Source organism: Burkholderia sp. Ac-20379 (assembly GCF_017104645.1).
Lineage (GTDB): Bacteria > Pseudomonadota > Gammaproteobacteria > Burkholderiales > Burkholderiaceae > Burkholderia.
The window spans coordinates 1-21,712 of sequence record NZ_JAAGPF010000109.1 but is presented as its reverse complement, the minus strand read 5'-3'; the positions used below and the strand labels follow the sequence as shown (position 1 = coordinate 21,712).

At 66.3% G+C, this 21,712-nt stretch carries 20 protein-coding genes and 2 tRNA genes; 11 read left to right on the top strand and 11 right to left on the bottom strand.

The genetic code is table 11. The annotated features are described in order from the left end of the window. From G3N92_RS16055 to G3N92_RS16045, 3 genes are all read right to left on the bottom strand, one after another. On the bottom strand, window positions 1-816 hold an 816-nt coding region (locus G3N92_RS16055), incomplete at its 3' end, for an ATP-binding cassette domain-containing protein (RefSeq protein ID WP_206128519.1). Between the two features lie 41 nt (window positions 817-857). Then, complete coding sequence (locus G3N92_RS16050; RefSeq protein WP_206128518.1) at window positions 858-1,889, bottom strand: ABC transporter substrate-binding protein; 1,032 nt, start codon at window positions 1,887-1,889, stop codon at window positions 858-860. Window positions 1,890-2,009: 120 nt separating this feature from the next. Beyond that, window positions 2,010-3,143 carry a LacI family DNA-binding transcriptional regulator gene (locus G3N92_RS16045; RefSeq protein WP_206128517.1) on the bottom strand — a complete coding sequence of 378 codons (1,134 nt, stop codon included), beginning with the start codon at window positions 3,141-3,143 and terminating at the stop codon, window positions 2,010-2,012. Window positions 3,144-3,295: 152 nt separating this feature from the next. Here G3N92_RS16045 and G3N92_RS16040 point away from each other — a divergent pair, with 152 nt between their 5' ends. Continuing rightward, a complete protein-coding gene (locus tag G3N92_RS16040; protein ID WP_339385925.1) occupies window positions 3,296-4,339 on the top strand; it encodes an aldose 1-epimerase in 1,044 nt (347 codons plus the stop codon). A 248-nt stretch (window positions 4,340-4,587) separates the two neighbouring features. Here the strand turns inward: G3N92_RS16040 and G3N92_RS16035 are convergent, their stop codons facing one another. From G3N92_RS16035 to G3N92_RS16025, 3 genes are all read right to left on the bottom strand, one after another. Continuing rightward, complete coding sequence (locus G3N92_RS16035; RefSeq protein WP_206128515.1) at window positions 4,588-4,785, bottom strand: CsbD family protein; 198 nt, start codon at window positions 4,783-4,785, stop codon at window positions 4,588-4,590. A 68-nt stretch (window positions 4,786-4,853) separates the two neighbouring features. Beyond that, complete coding sequence (locus tag G3N92_RS16030; protein ID WP_241014817.1) at window positions 4,854-5,207, bottom strand: BON domain-containing protein; 354 nt, start codon at window positions 5,205-5,207, stop codon at window positions 4,854-4,856. A gap of 57 nt (window positions 5,208-5,264) precedes the next feature. Further along, on the bottom strand, window positions 5,265-5,432 hold the full coding sequence (locus G3N92_RS16025) for a hypothetical protein (protein ID WP_206128514.1): 168 nt from the start codon (window positions 5,430-5,432) through the stop codon (window positions 5,265-5,267). A gap of 332 nt (window positions 5,433-5,764) precedes the next feature. On the opposite strand from G3N92_RS16025, the gene G3N92_RS16020 reads away from it, so the two are divergent. Then, on the top strand, window positions 5,765-6,754 hold the full coding sequence (locus G3N92_RS16020; RefSeq protein WP_206128513.1) for a 2-dehydropantoate 2-reductase: 990 nt from the start codon (window positions 5,765-5,767) through the stop codon (window positions 6,752-6,754). Between the two features lie 88 nt (window positions 6,755-6,842). Here the strand turns inward: G3N92_RS16020 and G3N92_RS16015 are convergent, their stop codons facing one another. Beyond that, on the bottom strand, window positions 6,843-7,292 hold the full coding sequence (locus tag G3N92_RS16015) for a MarR family transcriptional regulator (protein WP_206128512.1): 450 nt from the start codon (window positions 7,290-7,292) through the stop codon (window positions 6,843-6,845). 55 nt (window positions 7,293-7,347) lie between these two features. Next, on the bottom strand, window positions 7,348-8,514 hold the full coding sequence (locus tag G3N92_RS16010) for a glycerate kinase (protein ID WP_206128511.1): 1,167 nt from the start codon (window positions 8,512-8,514) through the stop codon (window positions 7,348-7,350). A 429-nt stretch (window positions 8,515-8,943) separates the two neighbouring features. Between G3N92_RS16010 and tig the strand changes: the two genes are divergently transcribed. From tig to G3N92_RS15970, 8 genes are all read left to right on the top strand, one after another. Further along, a complete protein-coding gene (gene tig, locus G3N92_RS16005; protein ID WP_206128510.1) occupies window positions 8,944-10,290 on the top strand; it encodes a trigger factor in 1,347 nt (448 codons plus the stop codon). Between the two features lie 141 nt (window positions 10,291-10,431). Then, on the top strand, window positions 10,432-11,085 hold the full coding sequence (clpP, locus tag G3N92_RS16000; RefSeq protein WP_206128509.1) for an ATP-dependent Clp endopeptidase proteolytic subunit ClpP: 654 nt from the start codon (window positions 10,432-10,434) through the stop codon (window positions 11,083-11,085). A gap of 155 nt (window positions 11,086-11,240) precedes the next feature. Beyond that, window positions 11,241-12,512 carry an ATP-dependent Clp protease ATP-binding subunit ClpX gene (gene clpX, locus G3N92_RS15995; RefSeq protein ID WP_206128508.1) on the top strand — a complete coding sequence of 424 codons (1,272 nt, stop codon included), beginning with the start codon at window positions 11,241-11,243 and terminating at the stop codon, window positions 12,510-12,512. A 199-nt stretch (window positions 12,513-12,711) separates the two neighbouring features. Beyond that, window positions 12,712-15,129, top strand: a complete 2,418-nt coding sequence (gene lon, locus G3N92_RS15990; protein ID WP_206128507.1) for an endopeptidase La — start codon at window positions 12,712-12,714, stop codon at window positions 15,127-15,129. A gap of 249 nt (window positions 15,130-15,378) precedes the next feature. Beyond that, window positions 15,379-15,651, top strand: a complete 273-nt coding sequence (locus tag G3N92_RS15985; protein WP_206128506.1) for an HU family DNA-binding protein — start codon at window positions 15,379-15,381, stop codon at window positions 15,649-15,651. A gap of 69 nt (window positions 15,652-15,720) precedes the next feature. Further along, a tRNA-Val gene (locus G3N92_RS15980) sits at window positions 15,721-15,796 on the top strand. A 32-nt stretch (window positions 15,797-15,828) separates the two neighbouring features. Further along, window positions 15,829-15,905: transfer RNA gene (locus tag G3N92_RS15975), tRNA-Asp, on the top strand. Between the two features lie 183 nt (window positions 15,906-16,088). After that, the gene (locus G3N92_RS15970) at window positions 16,089-18,035 is read left to right on the top strand and encodes a SurA N-terminal domain-containing protein (protein ID WP_206128505.1); all 1,947 of its coding nucleotides are present in this window, start codon (window positions 16,089-16,091) and stop codon (window positions 18,033-18,035) included. 99 nt (window positions 18,036-18,134) lie between these two features. On the opposite strand, the gene G3N92_RS15965 is transcribed toward G3N92_RS15970, so the two are convergent. Further along, complete coding sequence (locus G3N92_RS15965) at window positions 18,135-18,827, bottom strand: arylesterase (protein WP_206128504.1); 693 nt, start codon at window positions 18,825-18,827, stop codon at window positions 18,135-18,137. A gap of 9 nt (window positions 18,828-18,836) precedes the next feature. Here G3N92_RS15965 and G3N92_RS15960 point away from each other — a divergent pair, with 9 nt between their 5' ends. Further along, complete coding sequence (locus G3N92_RS15960; RefSeq protein ID WP_206128503.1) at window positions 18,837-19,544, top strand: ABC transporter ATP-binding protein; 708 nt, start codon at window positions 18,837-18,839, stop codon at window positions 19,542-19,544. Window positions 19,545-19,646: 102 nt separating this feature from the next. On the opposite strand, the gene pgi is transcribed toward G3N92_RS15960, so the two are convergent. Continuing rightward, window positions 19,647-21,269, bottom strand: a complete 1,623-nt coding sequence (gene pgi / locus G3N92_RS15955; protein WP_206128502.1) for a glucose-6-phosphate isomerase — start codon at window positions 21,267-21,269, stop codon at window positions 19,647-19,649. A gap of 124 nt (window positions 21,270-21,393) precedes the next feature. Beyond that, window positions 21,394-21,712 (bottom strand): NAD(P)H-hydrate dehydratase (locus G3N92_RS15950; RefSeq protein WP_277396176.1); only part of this gene is annotated, 319 nt, incomplete at its 5' end.

Genomic DNA, 21,712 nt, shown 5'->3' with positions numbered 1-21,712 from the left:
GGCGGCCGCGGGCCGTTCGACGCGCCCGCCGTGGCCCTTGTTGTCGCGGCCGAGCATCGCGGCGATCAGCGCCGCGCGCGGCAGCTCGTCGGGCGTGCCGGTCTTCACGATCGCGCCGTCGCGCATCACCGTGAAGCGGTCGCAGAGCCGGTAGCACTCGGACAGCCGGTGGCTGACGAACAGCAGCGCGATGCCGTCGGCGCGCAGGCGATCCACCACGCCGAACAGCACCTCGACCTCCGCGCCGGACAGCGCCGAGGTCGGCTCGTCGAGAATCAGCACGCGCGCGCCGAGCGACACGCCGCGCGCGATCGACACCATCTGCTGCTCGCCGAGGCCGAGCGCGCTGAGCCGCGCCGCCGGATCGACGTCGAGCCCATAACGCCGCAGGATCTCGCCGGCCTTCGCGTTCATGGCGCGCCGATCGATCAGGAGCCCGAAACGCCGCGGCTCGTGACCGATGAAGATGTTCTCGGCCACGCTGCGCTCGGGAATCAGATTGATTTCCTGATAGACGGCGCTCACGCCGAGGCGCTGCGCGTCGCGCGGCGAGGCGAACGCCACCGGCTCGCCGTCGAGATGCACGGCGCCCTCGTCGAGCGGGTGGAAGCCGGTCAGGATCTTGATCAGCGTGGATTTGCCGGCGCCGTTCTCGCCGATCAGGCCGTGCACCTCGCCGGCGCGCAACGTCAGCGAGACGTCGCGCAGCGCGCGCACCACGCCGAAGGTTTTCGACGCGTTGCGCGTCTCGAGCACGATCCGGCCGGGCGCATCGCGCCCGTCGCGGTTCGTATCGCGTGCTGCCGGATCGTTCATCGTGCGGCCTCCGGGGCGGGGTGCGGGCGTGGCGGGCGGGCTCAGTACACCGAACCCGCGTCGAGCGACTTCTTCGCGTTGCTCTTGTCGTAGAGCGCGTCCTTCATGATCTGCTTCTGCGCGACCGGCTTGCCGGCGAACCAGTCGGCGAGCGACTGCATCGCGAGCGGGCCGAAGCGCGGGTTGGTTTCGACGTCGGCGGCCACGATGCCGGCCGAGATGTCGCGCACCACGTCCTTGGTGCCGTCGATCGACACGATGGTCACGCCCTTGAGCTTGCCGGCCTGGCGCAGCGCCGTGATCGCGCCGAGCGTCATCACGTCGGCGTGGGTGTAGACGGCGTTGACGTCGGGATGCGAGAGCAGGATCTGCTCCATCACCTTCTGCGCCTCGGTGGTCGACCAGTTGGCCGTTTGCGCCGCGGCGATCTTCATGTTCGGAAATGCCTTGAGGCCTTCGGCGAAGCCGTCGGTACGCTGGCTTTCGACCGTGTTGCCGTAGCCGCCCTGGATCTCGGCGATCACGGCCTTGCCGCCGGTGGCGGCGGCCAGCGCCTGCGCGGCGCGCTTGCCCTGATCGAAGAAGTCGGAGCCGAGGAACGTGATGAAGTCCTCGCAATTGGTGCCGGCCGTCTGGCGGTCGATCGTGACCACCGGAATGCCCTTGGCCTTGGCCTGCGCGAACGCCGGCTGGAGGCCCGTGGAGTTGTTCGGCGCGACGATCAGGGCCTGCGCGCCCTGGTTGATCATGCTTTCGATGTCCGACACCTGCTTGGCCGGATTGTTGTTCGCGTTCGTGTAGAGCAGGCGCTTGACGCCGGCGGCCTTGGCGGCGGCGCGCACCGAGGCGGTTTCGGTGGCGCGGAACGGGTTCTGTTCATTTTCCGACTGCGAGAAGCCCACCACCAGATCCTTGAGCTGGACGCTGCCCGGCTTCGGGTTCGTGCAGGTTTCGCTCGAGGCGTTGCCGACCTTCTGCGCGGCGGTGTCCTGTGCGAGCGCGGCGCCCGACCAGGCGCCGGCCACGCACAGGGCGATCGTGACGAGGTTGCGATGCAGCGATGCTGTTGCCATGCTTGTCTCCGTTTGTTGTGGGCCCTACACGTTTCACGACGAGGTGCTGCTGGCGCGCCTGATGGCCGGAACCGGTCCGGCACGAACCCCGAGCGCAGGGGATTCAATTAATATTAACAGTCATGAATTAAAAATATTACTTCGGGTATCCCCGGATACGGCGGCGGTTTCATGACCGTCGGCCTTGCCGTGTGATCCGCGCGAAGCGCCGGCCGGCGGGCACACCGAGCCGCGTTCGATCAGCGGGCCGTCGAGCTTGATCGTGCGGTGCCGGAACGGTGCGCCCGCATCGCGGTTCTCGTGTTCCTGCAGCAGCGTTTCCACGGCCCAGCGGCCCAGCTCGTAGTTCGGCAGCAGCACCGTGGTGAGCGGCGGGTGGGTGTGCCGGGCGATTTCCTGATCGTCGTAACCCATCACCGAGACATCCTCGGGCACCCGCAGGCCGAGTTGCTTGAGCGCTTCGATCGCGCCGATCGCGGTCAGGTCGTTGGCGCAGAAGATCGCGGTGGGCGGGTTCGGCTCGCGCATCAGCGACAGCGTGTGCTCGAAGCCCTTGCCCGAGCTCCAGTCGCCGTCGCGCACCAGGTTCGTGTCGAACAGCAGGTCGGCCGTGGCGAGCGCCTGGCGATAGCCCTTGAGGCGATCCTTGGCCGCGTCCTGCCAGGTTTCGCCGTTGATGAAGCCGATCCGGCGATGGCCCGAGGCGGTCAGGAATTCGGTGGCGGTGTGGCCGCCCGTGACCTCCGACGGCACCACCGACGACAGCGGCCGCTCGTTGCAATAGCAGTTCAGCAGCACCGTGGGCACCTTCAGCAGCGCGGCCGGCACCGTCACCTTGCGCGTGTAGACGGTCGCGTAGATCACGCCGAGCACCGATTCGCTCGACAGCGCCTGCTGCAGCACGCGCTGCTCGATCTCGGCGTTGCCGTGCGTGGAGTACACGGCCAGCAGGCAGCCGTTGTTCCAGGCGGCGTCGCGCGCGCCGTCGATGCTGACGACGGGATGCGGGCTGGTGGAGATTTCGTCGGCGATATAGACGATCTGGTTGCGCTCGCCGGGCGCGGCCGGCGCGCTGGCGCGGGTCGGCAACTGGTAGCCGAGTTCCTCGGCCGTTTTCAGCACGCGCTGGCGCGTGTCGTCGGAGAACTTTGCGCCGACCGCGCCGTTCAGCACGAGCGAGACGGTCGATTGCGAGACGCCGGTGATCTTGGCGATGTCCGTCATGGTGGGACGGCGCTGCATGGATTTTTTCATTCGAATGCCGAAACCGGGAGCGGTGCGCGATGCGGCGATCGCATCGGCGATGAATGAATTATTAGTAATAAATTGACGAAAATGCAATGGCTATGCGACGCTGGCGGGAAATACCCCGCGAACCCGCCGCTATCGTCATGGGAGCGATTGTCTTGAACTGCCGTCCCGCCACGCCGTCTTCCTCCCGCCAGTCGCAGGCCCAGGGGCCCGCGCAGCCTGCCGCCGGGCCGGCCGATTCCGGTCTCGATCCCGATCTCCCGATCCTCGGCGATCGCGCGCTGGTGGTGTTGCGCGACGGCGTGCGCCGCGTGGTGGTCGCGCCCGAATTGGGCGGATCGCTGGCGGCGTTCTACGACGCCACGCCGCACGGGCCGGTGCACTGGCTGCGTCCGGCCGGGCGCGACGCGCTCGACGCCGCCGATCCGTTGCGGATGGCGAGTTTCCCGCTATTTCCGTATTGCAACCGGATCCGCGACGGGCGGTTCCGGTTCGACGGCCGCGACTGGCATGTGCCGATGGGCGAGGGCGCGCTGCGCCATGCGCTGCACGGCCATGGGTGGCGCCTGCCGTGGCAGGTGGCGGCGCGCGGCGAGGCGTCGGTCGAGCTGCGCCTGGATTACGAACCGGCCGCCGACGCCGGCACGGCGGCCAACCCCGGCTGGCCGTTCCGCTATGCGGCCACGCAACGCATCGAATTGCGCGCGGACGGCGCGCTGTCGCTCGAGATCGCCGCGCGCAATCTCGACAGCCGGTCGATGCCGTTCGGCTTCGGCCATCACCCGTATTACCCGCGCGGCGCGCATACGCGGCTGCGCACGCGCGTGGCCGCGATGTGGCGGAGCGACGCCGATCTGCTGCCGGTGTCGCTCGACGCGCATCCGGCCGTCGACGCGCTCGCGCAGGGCGTGGCCGTCGACGCGCTCGCGCTCGACAACAATTTCACGGGATGGGAGCGCGAGGCCGTGATCGACTGGCCCGACGAGCGCCGCCGCCTGACGATGCGCGCCGAGGCGCCGCTCGATTGTTTCGTGCTGTATTCGCCGCCCGGCGAGCCGGTGTTCTGCGCCGAGCCGGTCAGCAACACCACCGATTGGATCAACCTCGACGCGCCGGCCGCGGCGCGCGGCGGCTGCGTGCTGGCGCCGGGCGAAACGGTGCGGGCCACCATCGTCTGGTTGCCGGAAACGAATCTGTAGCGGGAGCGGGGCGGGGGGAGAAAAGCGAGGCGGACACGCAAAAAGATGCGCGGCGCACCGGCGAACCGCCAGTACACCGCGCCTTGCGCAATCCAGCTTCTGAATCAGAGAATGTGCGCGATCAGATAGATCACGATCAATAGTCCGATCGGCACGCCAAGCAGCCAGGCAATCAGATACTTACCCATGTCGGCCTCCTTGCGTGGGCGCAGCGCGCACGCACGAAGGTGACGCGCCGCGGTTGTCGGTCAGAGCGTGCGGTCGAAGTCGTGCAGTTGCTTGTCGACTTCGTCGCGGGCGATGCCGTAACGCTCCTGAATGCGGCCGGCCAGGTACTCGCGGTTACCGTCGAGCACCTTCAGGTCGTCGTCGGTCAGCTTGCCCCACTTGGCCTTCAGCTTGCCGGCCAGTTGCTTCCATTGGCCCTTGATCTTGTCTTCGTTCATGATGTCCTCCCGGTGTGTTGGGGAATGGGCGCCGCGCCGGGCGGCGCCCCGAACGCACGCGTCGCGCGTTAGCCCTTCGACTTCAGGCCCGAATCGTCGACGCTCTTCACGCCCTTGATCGACTTGGTGACGGCCACGGCCTTCTTGACGGCCGTCGACGACGGCAGCACGCCGGTCAGCGTCACGGTGCCGTCGACCGTCTTCACGCCGATCTCGGTGCTCTTGACGCCCTTGGTGCTGGCCAGTTCGGCCTTCACCTTGGTGGTGATCCAGGTGTCGGTCACGGGCTGATCCGACTTCATCGCGGCACCGTTGGCGTCCGTGGTTTGCGCGTAGGCGGCGGGCATGCCGACCGTACCGAGCAACAGGGCAGCGCTCACGGCAAGCAGCGACGGGATGGTGATCTTGTTCATCTTGTTCATGGTGTCGTTCTCCGTAGAGTGGTGTCGTCAATGACGGGTTGGGTGGATGAATGCGCGTCAAGCGCGCGGCGGATCGGGAATCGGCGTCACGGGCGGCAGGCCCGGCGGCGGCACCGGCACGTCCGGCTGCGGCTTGCCCGGTAAATCCTGGCCGGGCAACGGATCGCCCGGAATCGGTTGCGGCGCGATCGGTTGCGGATCGGGCGTCGTATGTAAGTGCTGCATCGCCTGTCTCCTCAATGGAAGTGGCAGTTCGGTCAGAATACGGTGGCGCCGTGGCCGCCAACAGGGCCAAATGCACGGGGCTTTCTAGTGCGTTTGCCCCGCCGCCGGCGCTCACGTTTTGTTACCGACGACGGGATTTTTCGTGCCCGAAATCGGCCGGAGAGCCGCCCCGGCTGGCGCTCCGGGGCGTAACCGCTTGTGTCTTTTCATGGCCGGACGGTTGCGCGTGCAACCATGTAACAAAAGGTTTTCGACAGGTGCATGCCGGTGCATCGCGGATCGCGCGGCGCGCATGCCCTTCGGACGGCATCGAATTCTTGGGAGGCGTACGCATGAATGCATCACCGGTACGGGCCGCGATCGTCGGCCCGGGCGCGATCGGCGGCTTGCTGGCGGCGGCGCTGTCGCAGGCGGGGTGGGCGGTGTCGGCGCTGGCGCGCGGGCAGACGCTCGCCGCGTTGCGCGCCGGCGGCCTGACGGTCGTCGACGATCTCGGCGTGACGAGCCGCACGCCGCTCGCCGCCAGCGACGATCCGCACGCGCTCGGCGTACAGGATTACGTGGTGATCGCGTTGAAGGCGCAGGCGTTGCCGGCGCTCGCCGCGCAACTCGCGCCGCTGGTCGGCCCCCATACCACGATCGTCGCGGCCATGAACGGCCTGCCATGGTGGTTCCTGCACGGCATCGGCGGCGCGCTCGACGGCCGGTCGCTCGATTCGGTCGATCCGGGCGGCGCGATCGCGGCCGCGTTGCCGCCGGCGCGTTCGATCGGTTGCGTGGTGCATCTGTCGTCGGCTACCGAGGCGCCCGGCGTGGTGCGGCGTGTGGCCGGCAACCGGCTGATCGTCGGTGCGCCCGGCGCGGCGCTGGCGCCGCAGGCCGAGGCGTTTGCCGCGGCGCTGGCCGCGGGCGGGTTCGAGGCCGACACCACCGCGGACATCCGCACGCAGATCTGGGCCAAGCTGTGGGGCAACATGAACATGAACCCGCTCAGCGCGCTGACCGGCTCCACCACATCGGCGCTGCTCGACGATCCGGACACGCACGCGCTGGCGCTGCGCATGATGGACGAGGCGGCGGCGGTGGGCGAACGGCTGGGCCTGTCGACCGGCATGAGCAGCGTCGAGCGCACGGCCGTGACGCGCCGGCTCGGCGCGTTCCGCACGTCGATGCTGCAGGATTTCGAGGCGGGACGGCCGCTGGAAATCGCGCCGATCCTTGGTGTTTTCCCGGAACTGGGCCGCGCGCTCGGCGTGCCGACGCCGTTCTGCGACGCCGTGCTCGGCCTGCTGCGCCAGCGTGCGCACAATAGCGGCCTATAGGTATCGCGAGGCCTTGCGGTGGGCAGGGCGTGCGCCCAATGCAAGACAGCCGGCTGCGGGCGCCGGCTTTTCGAAACGCGCGCGACGGCTACTCGATGCGTTCGCGCGTGCTGGCGATCAGCTTGTCGAGCGCGCGTTCGAGCGCGGCGTGCTCGCTGTCGGTCAGGCGCTCGGCCAGCTCGGCGTTCCAGCGCCGCGCCAGCGTCATGATCCGGCGGTTCAGCGCCGCGCCCTCGCGCGTCAGGCCGATCACCACCACGCGGCCGTCTGCGTCGCTGGTGGTGCGCGTCAGCAGGCCCTGGTTGATCAGCGCTTCGGCGGCGCGGCTCGCCTGACTCTTGTCGAGATGCGTGCTGCGCGCGAGTTCCATGATCGAGAACGGCCCGAATGCCCCGACCGAGGTGATCACGCGGGCTTCGGGCAGCGTGATGCCGAGCTTGTCCCGGTACAGTTCGCCGATCGCGCGATCGGTGAGCTTGTTCAGCGTATGCAGACGCTGGGTCAGAAACTGGTCGAGTCCGGCTTGACTGCCTTTCATGGCGGTTCCTGGAGATAGGGCGGCGGCCCGATTGTTCCCGGATCGCCGCGCGCGGTCAACGGGGCGACGACGGCGCGGCGATCCGGCCGAAGCGCAACCGGGTCAGTTGCTCGGCTTCGTTTTCGAGCAGGCGCGCGGCATCGCGGATCGCGATCTCGAGCGTAATCGGCCCCGGCGCGGGGGAAAAGCAGCCGTCGAAATGTTCCGATAGTTGGGGCAGCGCGGCCGAATCCACGCCGCCCGACAGCAGGGTGGCCGGCACGCCGGCCGCCGCCGCGTGGCGGCACGCGATGAACGGCGCCTTGCCGTGCAGCGTCTGGCCGTCGGAGCGGCCTTCGCCGGTGATCAGCCAGTGCGCGCCGTCGAGGGCCGCATCGAGCCCGATCTGGCGCGCGACCACCTCGGCGCCCGCCTCGAAGCGCGCGCCGAGCAGGTGCAGCGCGAAGCCGAGGCCGCCCGCCGCGCCCGCGCCGGGCAATTCCCGTGCCTGACGGCCGAGCGCTGCTTCGGCCAGATCGGCGTAATGCGCGAGCGCCGCATCGAGTTGCGCGACCTGATCCGGGCGCACGCCCTTTTGCGGCCCGAAGATCGCCGTGGCGCCGTGATCGCCGGTCAGCGGGTTGTCGACGTCGGACATGCCGACGAATTCCGTTTCCGCCAGGCGCGGATCGAGGCCCGAGGCATCGAGTCGGGCGATGTCGGCGAGCCGCTCCGGGGTGGGTTCGATCTCGCGGCCTTCGGCGTCGAGCGCGCGCAGGCCCAGCGCGGCCAGCAGGCCCGCGCCGGCGTCGTTGGTGCTGCTGCCGCCCAGGGCGACGAAGAACGTGCGCACGCCGCCGTCGAGCAACTGGCGGATCGCCTCGCCCATGCCGCGCGTGCTGCGCGTTTCCACCGGCACGGCCATGCCGACCGGATCGGTGATGCCGACGATTTCCGCCGTCTCGACGATCGCCGTGTGCGTGTCCACCAGGCCCGCCGCGCTCTCGCGCGGGGCGAGCGACGCGCCCTTCACGGCGAGCGTGCGGCGCGCGCCGCCGTGCGCGAGCATCGCGTCGAGCGTGCCTTCGCCGCCGTCGGCCATCGGGCACGAGCGCACCTCGGCATCGGCGCGCGCGCGCAGGACGCCGGCCGCGATCGCGTCCGAAACCTGCTGCGCGGACAACGATCCCTTGAAGGAATCGGGCGCGATGACGATGACAGGCGCGGACGGGAAGGGCTGCATGGTGTCTCCGGTGGTGATTTGAGTGGGTGCGGCAAGGGTGTCCCGGCGGCGGCCGAACCTCGGCGCGCAAGCCGCCGGTCAGGACGGAAACGCGAGCTTAACAGGCCGGCGGCGCGCGGCGAATAGGCGGGGCGGTATGGACGGAATCGGCGCGCCGGGAGCGGGAAGTGCGTGGCAACGTACGCCGGGCCGTGCGCGGGCGGGCGCCGCCGGCAGGTTCACGGCGCAGCAATCAGGCAGGTATGGGGAAAATAGTTTGCTAGAATAGTCGATTCTTCCGGCCAAAGCCGTGCTTTTCATGCCGCAGGCGTCGCACTTTCAGCGCGGCGCCGACGAACGAGAAACGGCGGCGCGCGATGCACGAGCGTCGCGAGGCAGGCGCGGCAAGGAAACCCGATTCGCTCGAATAATTTTAGGACGATTGAAGCCATGGCTAACGTTGTTGAAAACCTCGGCAAGCTTGAACGCCGTGTGACGATCTCCCTGCCGAAGGAAGTCGTGCAGAAGGAGATCGACGCCCGTATTCAGAAACTCGCGAAGAACGTGCGCATGCCGGGCTTCCGCCCGGGCAAGGTGCCGCTCAAGATGGTCGCGCAACAATACGCGGGCCAGGTCGAGGCCGAAGTGCTGAGCGACAAGATCGGCCAGGAGTTCTTCGAAGTCAGCCGCGCGGAAAACCTGCGCGTGGCCGGCCAGCCGAGCTTCGCACCGAAGGCGGAAGCCGCGGCCGACGCTTACGCGTTCGACGCGACGTTCGAGGTCTACCCGGAAGTCACGATCGGCGATCTGGCGACGGCTGAAGTCGAGCGCTCGACCACCACCATCGGCGACGCCGAAATCGATCGCACGCTGGACATCCTGCGCAAGCAGCGCGTCCACTTCCATGCGCGCGGCGAAGCCGGCGAGCACGGCGACGGCGGTGCCGAGAAGGCAGCCCAGAACGGCGACCGCGTGACGGTCGACTTCGTCGGCAAGATCGACGACGTCGCGTTCCCGGGCGGCACGGCCGAAGATTTCCCGTTCGTGCTCGGCGAAGGCCGCATGCTGCCGGAATTCGAACAGGCCACGCTGGGCCTGACGGTCGGTGAAGCGCGCGAATTCGATCTGTCGTTCCCCGAGGATTACCACGGCAAGGACGTCGCCGGCAAAACCGCGAAGTTCACGGTCACGCTGAAGCAGGTCGAATGGCCGCATCTGCCGGAAATCGACGGCGAGTTCGCCAAGACGCTCGGCATCGAAGACGGCGATACCGCCAAGATGCGCAACGAGATCAAGGAAAACCTCGAACGCGAAGCCAAGCGCCGCACGCAATCGCTCGTCAAGAACCAGGTCATGGACGCCGTCCTGAAGATCTCGGAACTCGACGTGCCGAACGCACTGGTCGAGCAGGATCAGCAGCGCCTGGTCGAAATGGCTCGTCAGGATCTGGCGCAACGCGGCGTGCCGAACGCCGAAACCGCACCGATCCCGGTCGAAATGTTCAAGGAACAGGCCGAGCGCCGCGTCAAGCTGGGCCTGGTGATCGCCGAGCTGGTCAAGGCCAACGGCCTGGAAGCGAAGCCGGAACAGATCCGCGCCGAAGTCGACGAGTTCGCCAAGAGCTACGAAGACCCGAAGGAAGTGGTCCGCTGGTATTATTCGAACCAGCAGCGCCTGGCCGAAATGGAAGCGTTCGTCGTTGAAAGCAACGTCGTCGACTTCGTGCTCGGCAAGGCGAAGGTGACGGACAAGGAAGTGAGCTTCGAGGCACTGGCCAGCGCATCCGCGCAGGCTTAAGCGTCGTTTCAGCGGCGTGCCGGCTGTCGGAGCGACGGCCCGCACGCCGTTTTTACGTCGGCGTCCGGGCCGGTGGCGCGATCGCTTCGCGCCACCGGCGCTTTCTTCCGTTCAATATTCATTTCGGACAAGGCTCATTGCATGATCAATCGCGCTGAATTGCTGGATACGCTGGCTTCCCACGCTCCGCAGGATTTCGAGACGAAGGCGCTCGGCCTTGTGCCGATCGTGGTCGAGACGAGCGGCCGCGGCGAGCGTTCGTACGACATCTACTCGCGTCTGCTCAAGGAGCGGATCGTGTTCATGGTCGGCGAAGTGAACGACCAGACTGCCAACCTCGTGGTCGCGCAGCTGCTGTTCCTCGAAAGCGAGAATCCGGACAAGGACATCAGCCTGTATATCAACAGCCCCGGCGGTTCGGTGTCGGCCGGTCTGGCGATCTACGACACGATGCAGTTCATCAAGCCGGACGTCTCGACGCTGTGCATGGGCCTCGCGGCCAGCATGGGCGCGTTCCTGCTGTCGTCGGGCGCGAAGGGCAAGCGCTATGCGCTGCCGAACGCCCGCGTGATGATTCACCAGCCGCTCGGCGGCGCACGCGGTCAGGCGTCGGACATCGAAATTCAGGCGCGAGAAATCCTGTATCTGCGCGAACGCCTGAACAAGATCCTGGCCGAGAACACCGGGCAGGACGTCGAGCGCATCGCGCGCGACACGGATCGTGATAATTTCATGTCCAGCGACGACGCAAAGGCCTACGGCCTGATCGATCACGTCACGGCAAAGCGTCCGTAAGTCAGCAAACGGGGTGCCGCCCCATATGGGGCAGCCCCCGCGTCTCGAGCATCTGCGGCAAGACCAGCGCAGCTGGCCAATACCCATGGCGGCGTCATGGGCGGCCGGCCAAACGGCGTATTATGTAACTCGTGTGTCCGGAGGCTCATACATCCATGGCGGACAAAAAAGGTTCGAACAGCGAAAAGCTGTTGTATTGCTCGTTTTGCGGGAAAAGCCAGCATGAGGTGAAGAAACTCATCGCAGGCCCGTCGGTGTTCATCTGCGATGAATGCATCGACCTCTGCAACGAGATCATTCGCGACGAAGCAGCCGCATCCGGGGTCGAAGCCAGTCTGTCGAAATCGGACTTGCCGAGCCCGCAGGAAATTCGCGAGATCCTCGATCAGTACGTGATCGGGCAGGAGCGCGCGAAGAAGATCCTCGCGGTGGCCGTCTACAACCACTACAAGCGTCTCAAGCATCTCGACAAGAAGGACGACGTCGAGCTGTCCAAGAGCAACATCCTGCTGATCGGGCCCACCGGCTCGGGCAAGACGCTGCTCGCGCAAACCCTCGCGCGCCTGCTGAACGTGCCGTTCGTGATCGCCGACGCGACCACGCTGACCGAAGCGGGCTACGTGGGCGAGGACGTCGAGAACATCATCCAGAAGCTGCTGCAGAACTGCAATTACGAAGTCGACAAGGCGCAGCGCGGGATTGTCTACATCGACGAAATCGACAAGATCAGCCGCAAGTCGGACAACCCGTCGATCACGCGCGACGTGTCGGGCGAGGGCGTGCAGCAGGCGCTGCTGAAGCTCGTCGAAGGCACGATGGCGTCGGTGCCGCCGCAGGGCGGGCGCAAGCATCCGAACCAGGATTTCATCCAGGTCGATACGACCAACATCCTGTTCATCTGCGGCGGCGCGTTCGACGGCCTCGAGAAGGTCATCACCGATCGTACCGAGAAAACCGGCATCGGCTTCGGCGCGTCGGTGAAGAGCAAGCAGGAGCGCGATTCGGGCGAAGTGCTGCGCGAAACGGAACCGGAGGATCTGATCAAATTCGGGTTGATCCCCGAGCTGATCGGCCGTCTGCCGGTGGTCGCCACGCTTGGCAAGCTCGACGAGGAAGCGCTGATGACGATCCTCGTCGAACCGAAGAACGCACTGGTCAAGCAATACCAGAAGCTGTTCGCGATGGAGCGCGTGGAACTGGAACTGCGCCCCGATGCGCTGCAGGCCGTGGCCCGCAAGGCCATCCGCCGCAAGACCGGGGCGCGCGGTTTGCGCTCGATCATCGAACAGGCGTTGCTCGAAGTGATGTACGAACTGCCGACGCTCAAGGGCGTGAGCAAGGTCATCATCGACGACAACGTGATCGACGGCGACGGCAAACCACTCCTGATCTACGAGGACGCGCCAAAAGTGGCGGGTTCGAATTGATCGGCTTGACTGTCTGAAAGAAGCAAAAAAGCCGTTCATGGCGTCGTGAACGGCTTTTTTCGTTTAGTCTTGTGGGTAACACTGACTTTCTTCCGAACGGCGACTTTTTTACCGAATATTTCCCACGCGCTGAAGGCTTGCAATCCAATCTGCCGGCCTCAACTACCGAACAATTGATTCCACTCATGGGGAAATGAAAATGTCAGGCACCCAACTTCTCCCGCCGGAACGCATTACGCTCCCGCTGCTGCCGCTGCGAGATGTCGTCGTTTTCCCGCATATGGTGATTCCTCTGTTCGTGGGCCGACCGAAGTCGATCAAGGCCCTCGAAGCAGCGATGGAAGGCGGCAAGCACATCATGCTCGTCGCGCAGAAAACCGCCGCCAAGGATGAACCGACCGAAAAGGACATGTACGAGGTCGGCTGTATCGCCAACATCCTGCAGATGCTGAAGCTGCCGGACGGCACCGTGAAGGTGCTCGTCGAAGGCCTGCAACGCGCGCAGGCGCTGTCGATCGAAGAACAGGAAACCCAGTTCTCGTGCGAAGTGCTGCCGCTCGAACCCGACCACGCCGATAGCGCCGAAACGGAAGCGCTCCGTCGCGCCATCGTGTCGCAGTTCGACCAGTACGTGAAGCTGAACAAGAAGATCCCGCCGGAAATTCTGACGTCGCTGTCGGGCATCGACGAAGCCGGCCGCCTGGCCGACACGATCGCCGCGCATCTGCCGCTCAAGCTTGACCAGAAGCAGCACATCCTCGAAATGTTCCCGGTCATCGAGCGCCTCGAGCATCTGCTCGCGCAACTCGAAGCCGAGATCGACATCCTGCAGGTCGAAAAGCGCATCCGTGGCCGCGTCAAGCGCCAGATGGAAAAGAGCCAGCGCGAGTACTACCTGAACGAGCAGGTCAAGGCGATCCAGAAGGAACTGGGCGAGGGCGAGGAAGGCGCCGATCTCGAGGAGCTCGAGAAGCGCATCAACGCCGCGCGCATGCCGAAGGAAGCCAAGAAGAAGGCCGACGCCGAGCTCAAGAAGCTCAAGCTGATGTCGCCGATGTCGGCCGAGGCCACGGTCGTGCGCAACTATATCGACACGCTGATCGGCCTGCCGTGGCGCAAGAAGAGCAAGGTCAACAACGACCTGACGAACGCCGAATCGGTGCTCGACGAAGATCACTTCGGCCTCGAAAAGGTCAAGGAACGGATCCTCGAGTATCTCGCGGTGCAACAGCGCGTCGACAAGGTCAAGGCGCCGATCCTGTGCCTCGTCGGGCCTCCGGGCGTCGGCAAGACCTCGCTCGGCCAGTCGATCGCCCGCGCCACGAACCGCAAGTTCGTGCGCATGGCGCTCGGCGGCGTGCGTGACGAAGCCGAGATCCGCGGCCACCGCCGTACCTATATCGGTTCCATGCCGGGCAAGATCCTGCAGAGCCTGACCAAGGTCGGCGTGCGCAATCCGCTCTTCCTGCTCGACGAAGTCGACAAGATGGGCATGGATTTCCGCGGCGATCCGTCGTCGGCGCTGCTCGAAGTGCTCGATCCGGAGCAGAACCACACGTTCGCCGATCACTACGTCGAAGTCGATTTCGACCTGTCGGACGTGATGTTCGTGGCGACGTCGAACTCGCTGAACATCCCGCCGCCGCTGCTCGACCGGATGGAAGTGATCCGTCTGTCGGGTTACACGGAAGACGAGAAGGTCAGCATCGCGCAACGCTATCTGCTGCCGAAGCAGAAGAAGAACAACGGGCTGAAGGACGGCGAAATCGCGGTGTCGGAAGAAGCGATCCGCGACATCATTCGCTACTACACCCGTGAAGCCGGCGTGCGTTCGCTCGAGCGCGAAGTCTCGAAGATCTGCCGCAAGGTCGTGAAGATGCTGCTGCTGAAGAAGGCGGCGAGCCCGGTGAAGATCGAAGCCGGCAATCTCGACACGTTCCTCGGCGTGCGCAAGTACGACTTCGGTCTGGCCGCCAAGGAAAACCAGGTCGGCCAGGTCACGGGCCTCGCCTGGACGGAAGTGGGCGGCGATCTGCTGACGATCGAAGCGGCCGTGATGCCGGGCAAGGGCAACGTGATCCGCACCGGCTCGCTCGGCGACGTCATGAAGGAATCGGTGGAAGCCGCGCGCTCGGTCGTGCGTTCGCGTTCGCGTCGTCTCGGCGTGAAGGACGAGGCGTTCGAGAAGCAGGACATCCACATCCACGTGCCGGAAGGCGCGACGCCGAAGGACGGTCCGTCCGCCGGTATCGCGATGACGACCGCGCTGGTGTCGGTGCTGACCGGTATTCCGGTGCGTGCCGACGTGGCCATGACGGGCGAAATCACGCTGCGCGGCGAAGTGCTGCCGATCGGCGGGCTGAAGGAGAAGCTGCTGGCGGCGCATCGCGGCGGCATCAAGCTCGTGCTGATTCCGGAAGAGAACGTGAAGGATCTCGCGGACATTCCGGACAACGTGAAGAACGCGATCGAGATCGTGCCGGTCCGCTGGATCGACAAGGTGCTCGAGCTGGCGCTCGAACGTCTGCCGAGCGCACTGCCGGAAGAAGAAGCAAAGGCCGCGGCGCCGGTTGCCGAAGCGCCGAAGGATGCCTCGACGGAAGTCGTGAAGCACTAAATGCCTTGAATCGGTTGCGGCCGGGCTAGCCCCCGGCCGGCAAAAACCCGCGATACCCATCGCGGGTTTTTTTATGTCCTGATGAAAATCATCGCAAATGCGTCAGATTGTGGGATCCCTTGCCCTGTCTCGGTTCTGCCGCTTGACAGGCCGGTTTCGGCTTCATTTAATGGTCGACCCGGCATGAACCGGGCGACGGCCGGCACGGGGCGGCTGTTCTGAGGCGGAACCACTCACGAAGGGGACGGCATGAATAAGACAGACTTGATCGACCACATCGCACGCGAGGCGGATTTATCGAAGGCATCGGCCGGACGTGCGCTCGACGCACTGATCGGCGGCGTCATGCAGGCGCTCGAAAGCGGCGGCAGCGTCACGCTGGCCGGTTTCGGCACGTTCGAAGTGGGCGAGCGGATTGCGCGCAACGGGCGCAATCCGCAGACCGGCGAGACGATTCGAATCGAAGCGGCGCGTGTCGCGAAATTTAGGGCTGGTAAAGCGCTGAAGGATGCGCTAAAGTAGTGGGCTTGCTGCTTGAGAATGCCTTCGCAGTTGGAAGCAGCCTCGGCAAGCAGATGGCAAGCGCGAAACGGGTGCTTAGCTCAGTTGGTAGAGCGGCGCCCTTACAAGGCGTAGGTCGGGAGTTCGAGCCTCTCAGCACCCACCAGTTTTGCGGTCTTGTCGGCAGCACCGATTCAAGGAGCGGTAGTTCAGTTGGTTAGAATACCGGCCTGTCACGCCGGGGGTCGCGGGTTCGAGCCCCGTCCGCTCCGCCAGATTCAGACAAAAGCCTCGTGAGTTCGCGCTCGCGAGGCTTTTTGTTTTTCCGGTCGCGTGCAATGCACGTCTGCTGGACGCGCAACGCGTCCGGTCGCTTGGCCGCACGCATGCCGCGTTCTCGCTTTTTTTCTTGCCGCTGATGTAATATCGGTCGTTTTGTCCAGCCACTCCGCTTACGCATGCTCGATTTCTTCCGCAATCATCAGCGCCTGATGATGTTTCTCCTGCTCCTGATCGTGTTGCCGGGGCTTGGGTTCGTCGGGGTCCAGGGTTTCCGCGACTTCTTCGACGACAGCGCGAACGTGGCCTCGATCGATGGACGCAAGATCACGCGCGCCGAATTCGACAGCGCCTACCGGCAGCAGGTCGACCAGGCTCGCCAGACGCTCGGCGCCCGTTTCGATTCGAAAGCCTTCGATACGCCCGAACGTCGCCAGCAACTGCTCGACAACATGATCGAGCAGCGCGCGCTGACCGACGAAGTGCGCCGCCTGCATCTGACGGCTTCCGACGGCGCGGTGCGCACGGCGCTGATGTCGAACCCGATCATCGCGTCGCTGCGCAAGCCGGACGGCACGATCGACGCCGAGCGCTACACGCAGTTGCTCGCGATGCAGGGCATGACGCCCGACCAATATCAGGAATCGATCCGCTATCAGCTTTCGCAGAGCCAACTGCCGGAAAACCTGATCAACAGCGCGTTCACGCCGAAGAGCGTGGCGCGGCGCCTGACCGACCTCGCGCAGCAGCAGCGTGAAATCCAGGCCATCGTGCTGAAGCCGGCCGACTACGCGGGCAAGGTGCAGCCGACCGACGCGCAAGTCTCGGCCTACTACGATGCGCACAAGGCGTCGTTCGCCACGGCCGAGACGGCCACCATCCAGTACCTCGTGTTCACGCCGGCTTCGGCGGGCGCGAACGCGCAGCCGTCCGACGCCGATCTGCACAAGTTCTACGAAGACAACGCCGCGCGTTTCCGCACCGAAGCCCAGGTGCGCGTGAGCCACATCTTCATCGAGGCACCGCGCAGCGCCAGCGCCGCCGACAAGGCCGCCGCGAAGGCCAAGGCCGACAAGCTGCTGGCCGACGTCAAGGCGCACCCGGATCAATTCGCGCAGATCGCCGAGAAGAATTCGCAGGATGCCCCGTCGGCCGCGAAGGGCGGCGATCTCGGCTACGTCACGCGCGGCTCGACGGCCGGCGGCCCGGCGTTCGACGACGCGGCGTTCGCGCTGAAGTCGGGCGAGATCAGCAACGTGGTGGAATCGGATCTCGGCTTCCACATCCTGAAGGCCACCGATGTGAAGCCGGCCGCGGTCAAGCCGTTCGACGAAGTCAAGGACAGCATCGCGACCGAACTGAAGCAGCAGTTCGCGGCCAAGGCGTTCACGGATAACTCGGAAGGCTTCACGTCGCTCGTCTACGAGAAGGCCAAGAGCCTGCAGCCCGCTGCCGACAAGTACAAGCTGACCGTGCAGACGGCCACCGTCACGCCGCAGCCGAACCCGCAACTGCCGCCAGACAGCCCGCTCAACAATCCGAAGTTCCTCGCTGCCGTGTTCGCCGCCGATGCGGTCAAGAACGGCAACAACACGCAGGCGATCGACGTCGGCAACAGCACGCTGATCGCCGCGCGCGTGACGGCCGACAAGCCGGCCACGGTGCCCGCGCTCGACGCGATCAAGGATCAGGTCCGCCAGAAGTTCATCGCCGCGGAAAGCGCCAAGCTGGCCAAGCAGGACGGTAAGGACAAGCTCGCGGCGCTGCAGAAATCGAAATCGACCGACGGCTTCCTGCCGGCCGAGAAGATTTCGCGCACGCAGGCCCAAGGCCTGCCGCCCGACGCCGTGGCCGCGATCTACAAGGCCGACGACAAGGCGCTGCCGGCCTATGTCGGCGTGGACCTGGGCGACGGCGGCGGCTACGCGATCTTCCGTGTGAACGCCGTGATCGCGCCGCCGGCGCCGGATCCGAAGCAACTGCAAGCCGCGCAGCAGCAACTGGCGCAGGTCTATGCGCAGAGCGAGAGCGAAGCGTTCATGAAGGCGCTGCGCGCGCGTTCGAAGGTCAAGCTGTACGGCTCGATCGCCGACAACAGCAACCCGAACAACAACGACGACAACTGATCGGCGCGCAAGCAAGCCAGCGCGCTTCAGGCTTCGCCCGACAAACAGCCCCGCTCGTGAACGAGCGGGGCTGTTTGCTTATGGGGGCACGGCCGATGCTCAGTGCGCGCCGGGCCCGAGCAGCGGCTTCATGACGGGCCAGACATTGTCGAGCAGCTTCGGCTGCGCGCCCTGGTTCGGGTGCTTCTGGTCGTCCTGGAACTGGTCGGGCTGGTTTTCCATGCCGGCCAGCAGGAACGGCACCAGCGGCAGGTGCAGTTCCTTCGCGAGCGTGCCGTACATCGCGTGGAACTTCTGCGTGTAATCGAGGCCGTAATTCGGCGGCACGTACATGCCGATCAGCACCACCTTGGCCTTCGCCTGCTGTGCGCCCGCGATGATCGCGCGCAGGTTCTGCTCGGTGGTGGCGATCGGTACGCCGCGCAGCGCGTCGTTCGCGCCGAGCTCGACCACCACGATCGCGGGCTTCAGGCGCGCGAGCAGGGCGGGCAGGCGGGCGCGTCCGCCGCTGGTGGTGTCGCCGCTGACGCTTGCGTTCGCAACGCTATAATCGAGCCGCTGTTGCGCGATGCGCTCGCGCATCAGCGCCACCCAGCCGGTGTCGCGCGGCAGGCCGTATTCGGCGGACAGGCTGTCGCCGAGCACGACGATATTGGGTTTGGCCGCGGCAGAAGGCGCGGCGTTCGCCGCCGGGCTGGCCGCATGGGCGGCGACGGCCGCCAGCGAAGCCGTGGCAGCCACGGCGATCACGACGGCGCGCAGGCCGTTTTTCCAGGAACGTGTGTGCTTCATGCTCAAAAGATGACGGAACCGATCATTGAAGTTCGACAAGTATCGAAGCGCGTGGCCGATGCGGCCGGCGAACTGACGATCCTCGACGGCATCGACCTGACCGTGCACGCCGGCAACAGCGTGGCGATCGTCGGCGCATCGGGATCGGGCAAGTCGACCCTGCTGGGCCTGCTTGCCGGGTTGGACAGCGCGACCGACGGCACGGTTCGCCTGCTCGGCCGCGATCTGAACGGCCTGAACGAGGATCAGCGCGCGGCCCTGCGCAGCGGGGCCGTGGGCTTCGTGTTCCAGTCGTTCCAGTTGATGCCGCATCTGACCGCGCTCGAAAACGTGATGCTGCCGCTCGAACTGCGCGGCGGCATTTCGGCGCGCGAGGCGGCCGAACGGGCGCGGCGCCTGCTCGATCGCGTCGGGCTCGGCGCGCGCACCGGGCACTATCCGAAGCTGCTGTCGGGCGGCGAGCAGCAGCGCGTGGCGCTGGCGCGCGCCTTCGTGACCGATCCGGCGATCCTGTTCGCCGACGAGCCCACCGGCAGCCTCGACGCCGCCACCGGCCACGCGGTCATCGATCTGATGTTCGAACTGAACCGCGCGCAGGGCGCGACGCTGGTGCTCGTCACGCACGATCCGGTGCTCGCGCGCCGCTGCGGCGCGACCATCACGCTCGACGGCGGACGCATCGTGGCCGCCGAGGCGACCGAATCCAGCCCGACCTGAGCGAGCGCGTCGCCCGCATGTGACGGCGGGCTGCAAACAAAAACGGCCGGTGTCGATGTGTCGATACCGGCCGTTTCGCATGATGCGCTGCTTCGGCTCGCCTCAGCCCTGCTTGAGCGCCGCACGCGCGCGCGCGATCAGCGCCGAGGTCGACGAATCGTGCTTGGCCGGATCGATGCTGGCCGCGGTCAGATCGGCCTCGACCACCTTGCCGAGAATCTTGCCGAGCTCCACGCCCCACTGGTCGAACGGGTTGATGTTCCACACCGACGCCTGCACCAGCACCTTGTGCTCGTAGAGCGCGATCAGCGCGCCGAGCGTGCGCGCCGTCAGCGCGTCCACCAGGATCGTCGAGGTCGGCCGGTTGCCGGGGAACGTCAGGTGCGGCGCGAGTTCGGGCTTGTCGCCGGCGATCTTGCGCGCTTCGTCGAGCGTGCGGCCGAGCATCAGCGCCTCGCTCTGCGCGAAGCAGTTGGCGAGCAGCTTCGGATGATGGCTGGCGAGCGGATGCTCGGGCGTCAGCACCGCGATGAAGTCGATCGGCACGATCGTCGGGCCCTGGTGCAGCATCTGGAAGAACGCGTGCTGACCGTTGGTACCCGGCTCGCCCCAGGTGACGGCGGAGGTCGGGTAATCGACGAACGCGCCGTCGAGCCGCGCCGACTTGCCGTTGCTCTCCATTTCGAGCTGCTGCAGGTACGACGGCAGGAAATGCAGCGCTTCCGAATACGGCGCGACGAGATAGCTCTGCGAGCCGAAGAAGTTGCGATACCAGATGCCGATCAGGCCCAGCAGCACCGGCAGGTTCGATTCGAGCGGGGCTTCGCGGAAATGGCGATCCATCTCGTTGGCGCCGGCCAGCAGTTCGTCGAACTGTTGCGGCCCGATCGCGATCATGATCGACAGGCCCACGGCCGACCACAGCGAATAGCGGCCGCCGACCCAATCCCACATTTCGAACACGTTGTGCGCGTCGATGCCGAACTTGACCACTTCCTCGGGGTTGGCCGACACGCCCACGAAGTGCTTGGCGAGCGCGTTTTCCGGGCAGCCGTGCGCGGTCAGCCAATCGCGCGCCGAGCGCGCGTTGGTCATCGTCTCGAGCGTGGTGAAGGTCTTGGAGACGACGATCACGAGCGTCTCTTCCGGATTGCAATGCTCCAGCGCGCGCGACAGGTCGGCGCCGTCGACGTTCGACACGAACGCGCACGACAGCTCGCGGGTGGCCAGGTGATCGAGCGCATGGACGACCATCTTCGGGCCGAGGTCCGAGCCGCCGATGCCGATGTTGATCACGTGGCGCACGCGCTTGCCGGTGTAGCCGGTCCAGCGGCCGTCGCGCACCTGCTCGGCGAACGCGGCCATCTTCTTGCGCTCGGCGGCGATCTGCGCGTGGAACGGCGCGTCGGGCGCGCTCGCGCGCAGCGCCGTGTGCAGGGCCGCGCGGCCTTCGGTGGGGTTGACCACCTCGCCGGCGAACATCGCGTCGCGGCGCGTTTCGACGCCGGCTTCGCGCGCCAGTTGCACGAGCAGCGTCAGCGTGGCGTCGGTGATGCGGTTCTTCGAAAAATCGATGGCCAGGCCGCCGCCCGCGAACGTGAAGCGTTCGGCGCGCGTCGGGGCGGGATCGTTGGCGGGGGCGAACCAGTCGCGCAGTTGCGCGTTGCGGATCTCGTCGTAGTGCGATTGGAGGGCAGGCCAAGCGGGGAGCGAATTCAGCGTCATATCGGTTCTGGGGAAACGGTCGTGACTCGGAAGGCGAGGGCGGCGCGCATCGGGCGCCGCGTGCCGGCGGACTACGCAAGCCGCGCGCGACGGGTCGCGCGCAGAGATGTCCAGTATAGCGGCGTCACCCCCGCGGCGACGTGACGCGTGAATAAAAGTGCCGGTTCAGCAGCCGGCGCACGGCCGGCGCGAGTTCGCCGGCGGCCATGCCGGCCGGGCCCTGGCCGAGCGCGGTCAGGCAGTCGGCGGCCAGCCCGTGCAGATAGACGCCCGCCAGCGCGGCCTCGCAGGCCGGCATGCGTTGCGCGGCGAAGGCGGCGATCAGGCCGCCAAGCACGTCGCCGGTGCCGCCGGTGGCGAGCGCGGCGTTGCCGGTCGGGTTGACGAACACGCGGCCGCCCGGCTCGGCAATCGCCGTGCCCGATCCCTTCAGCACGGCGACA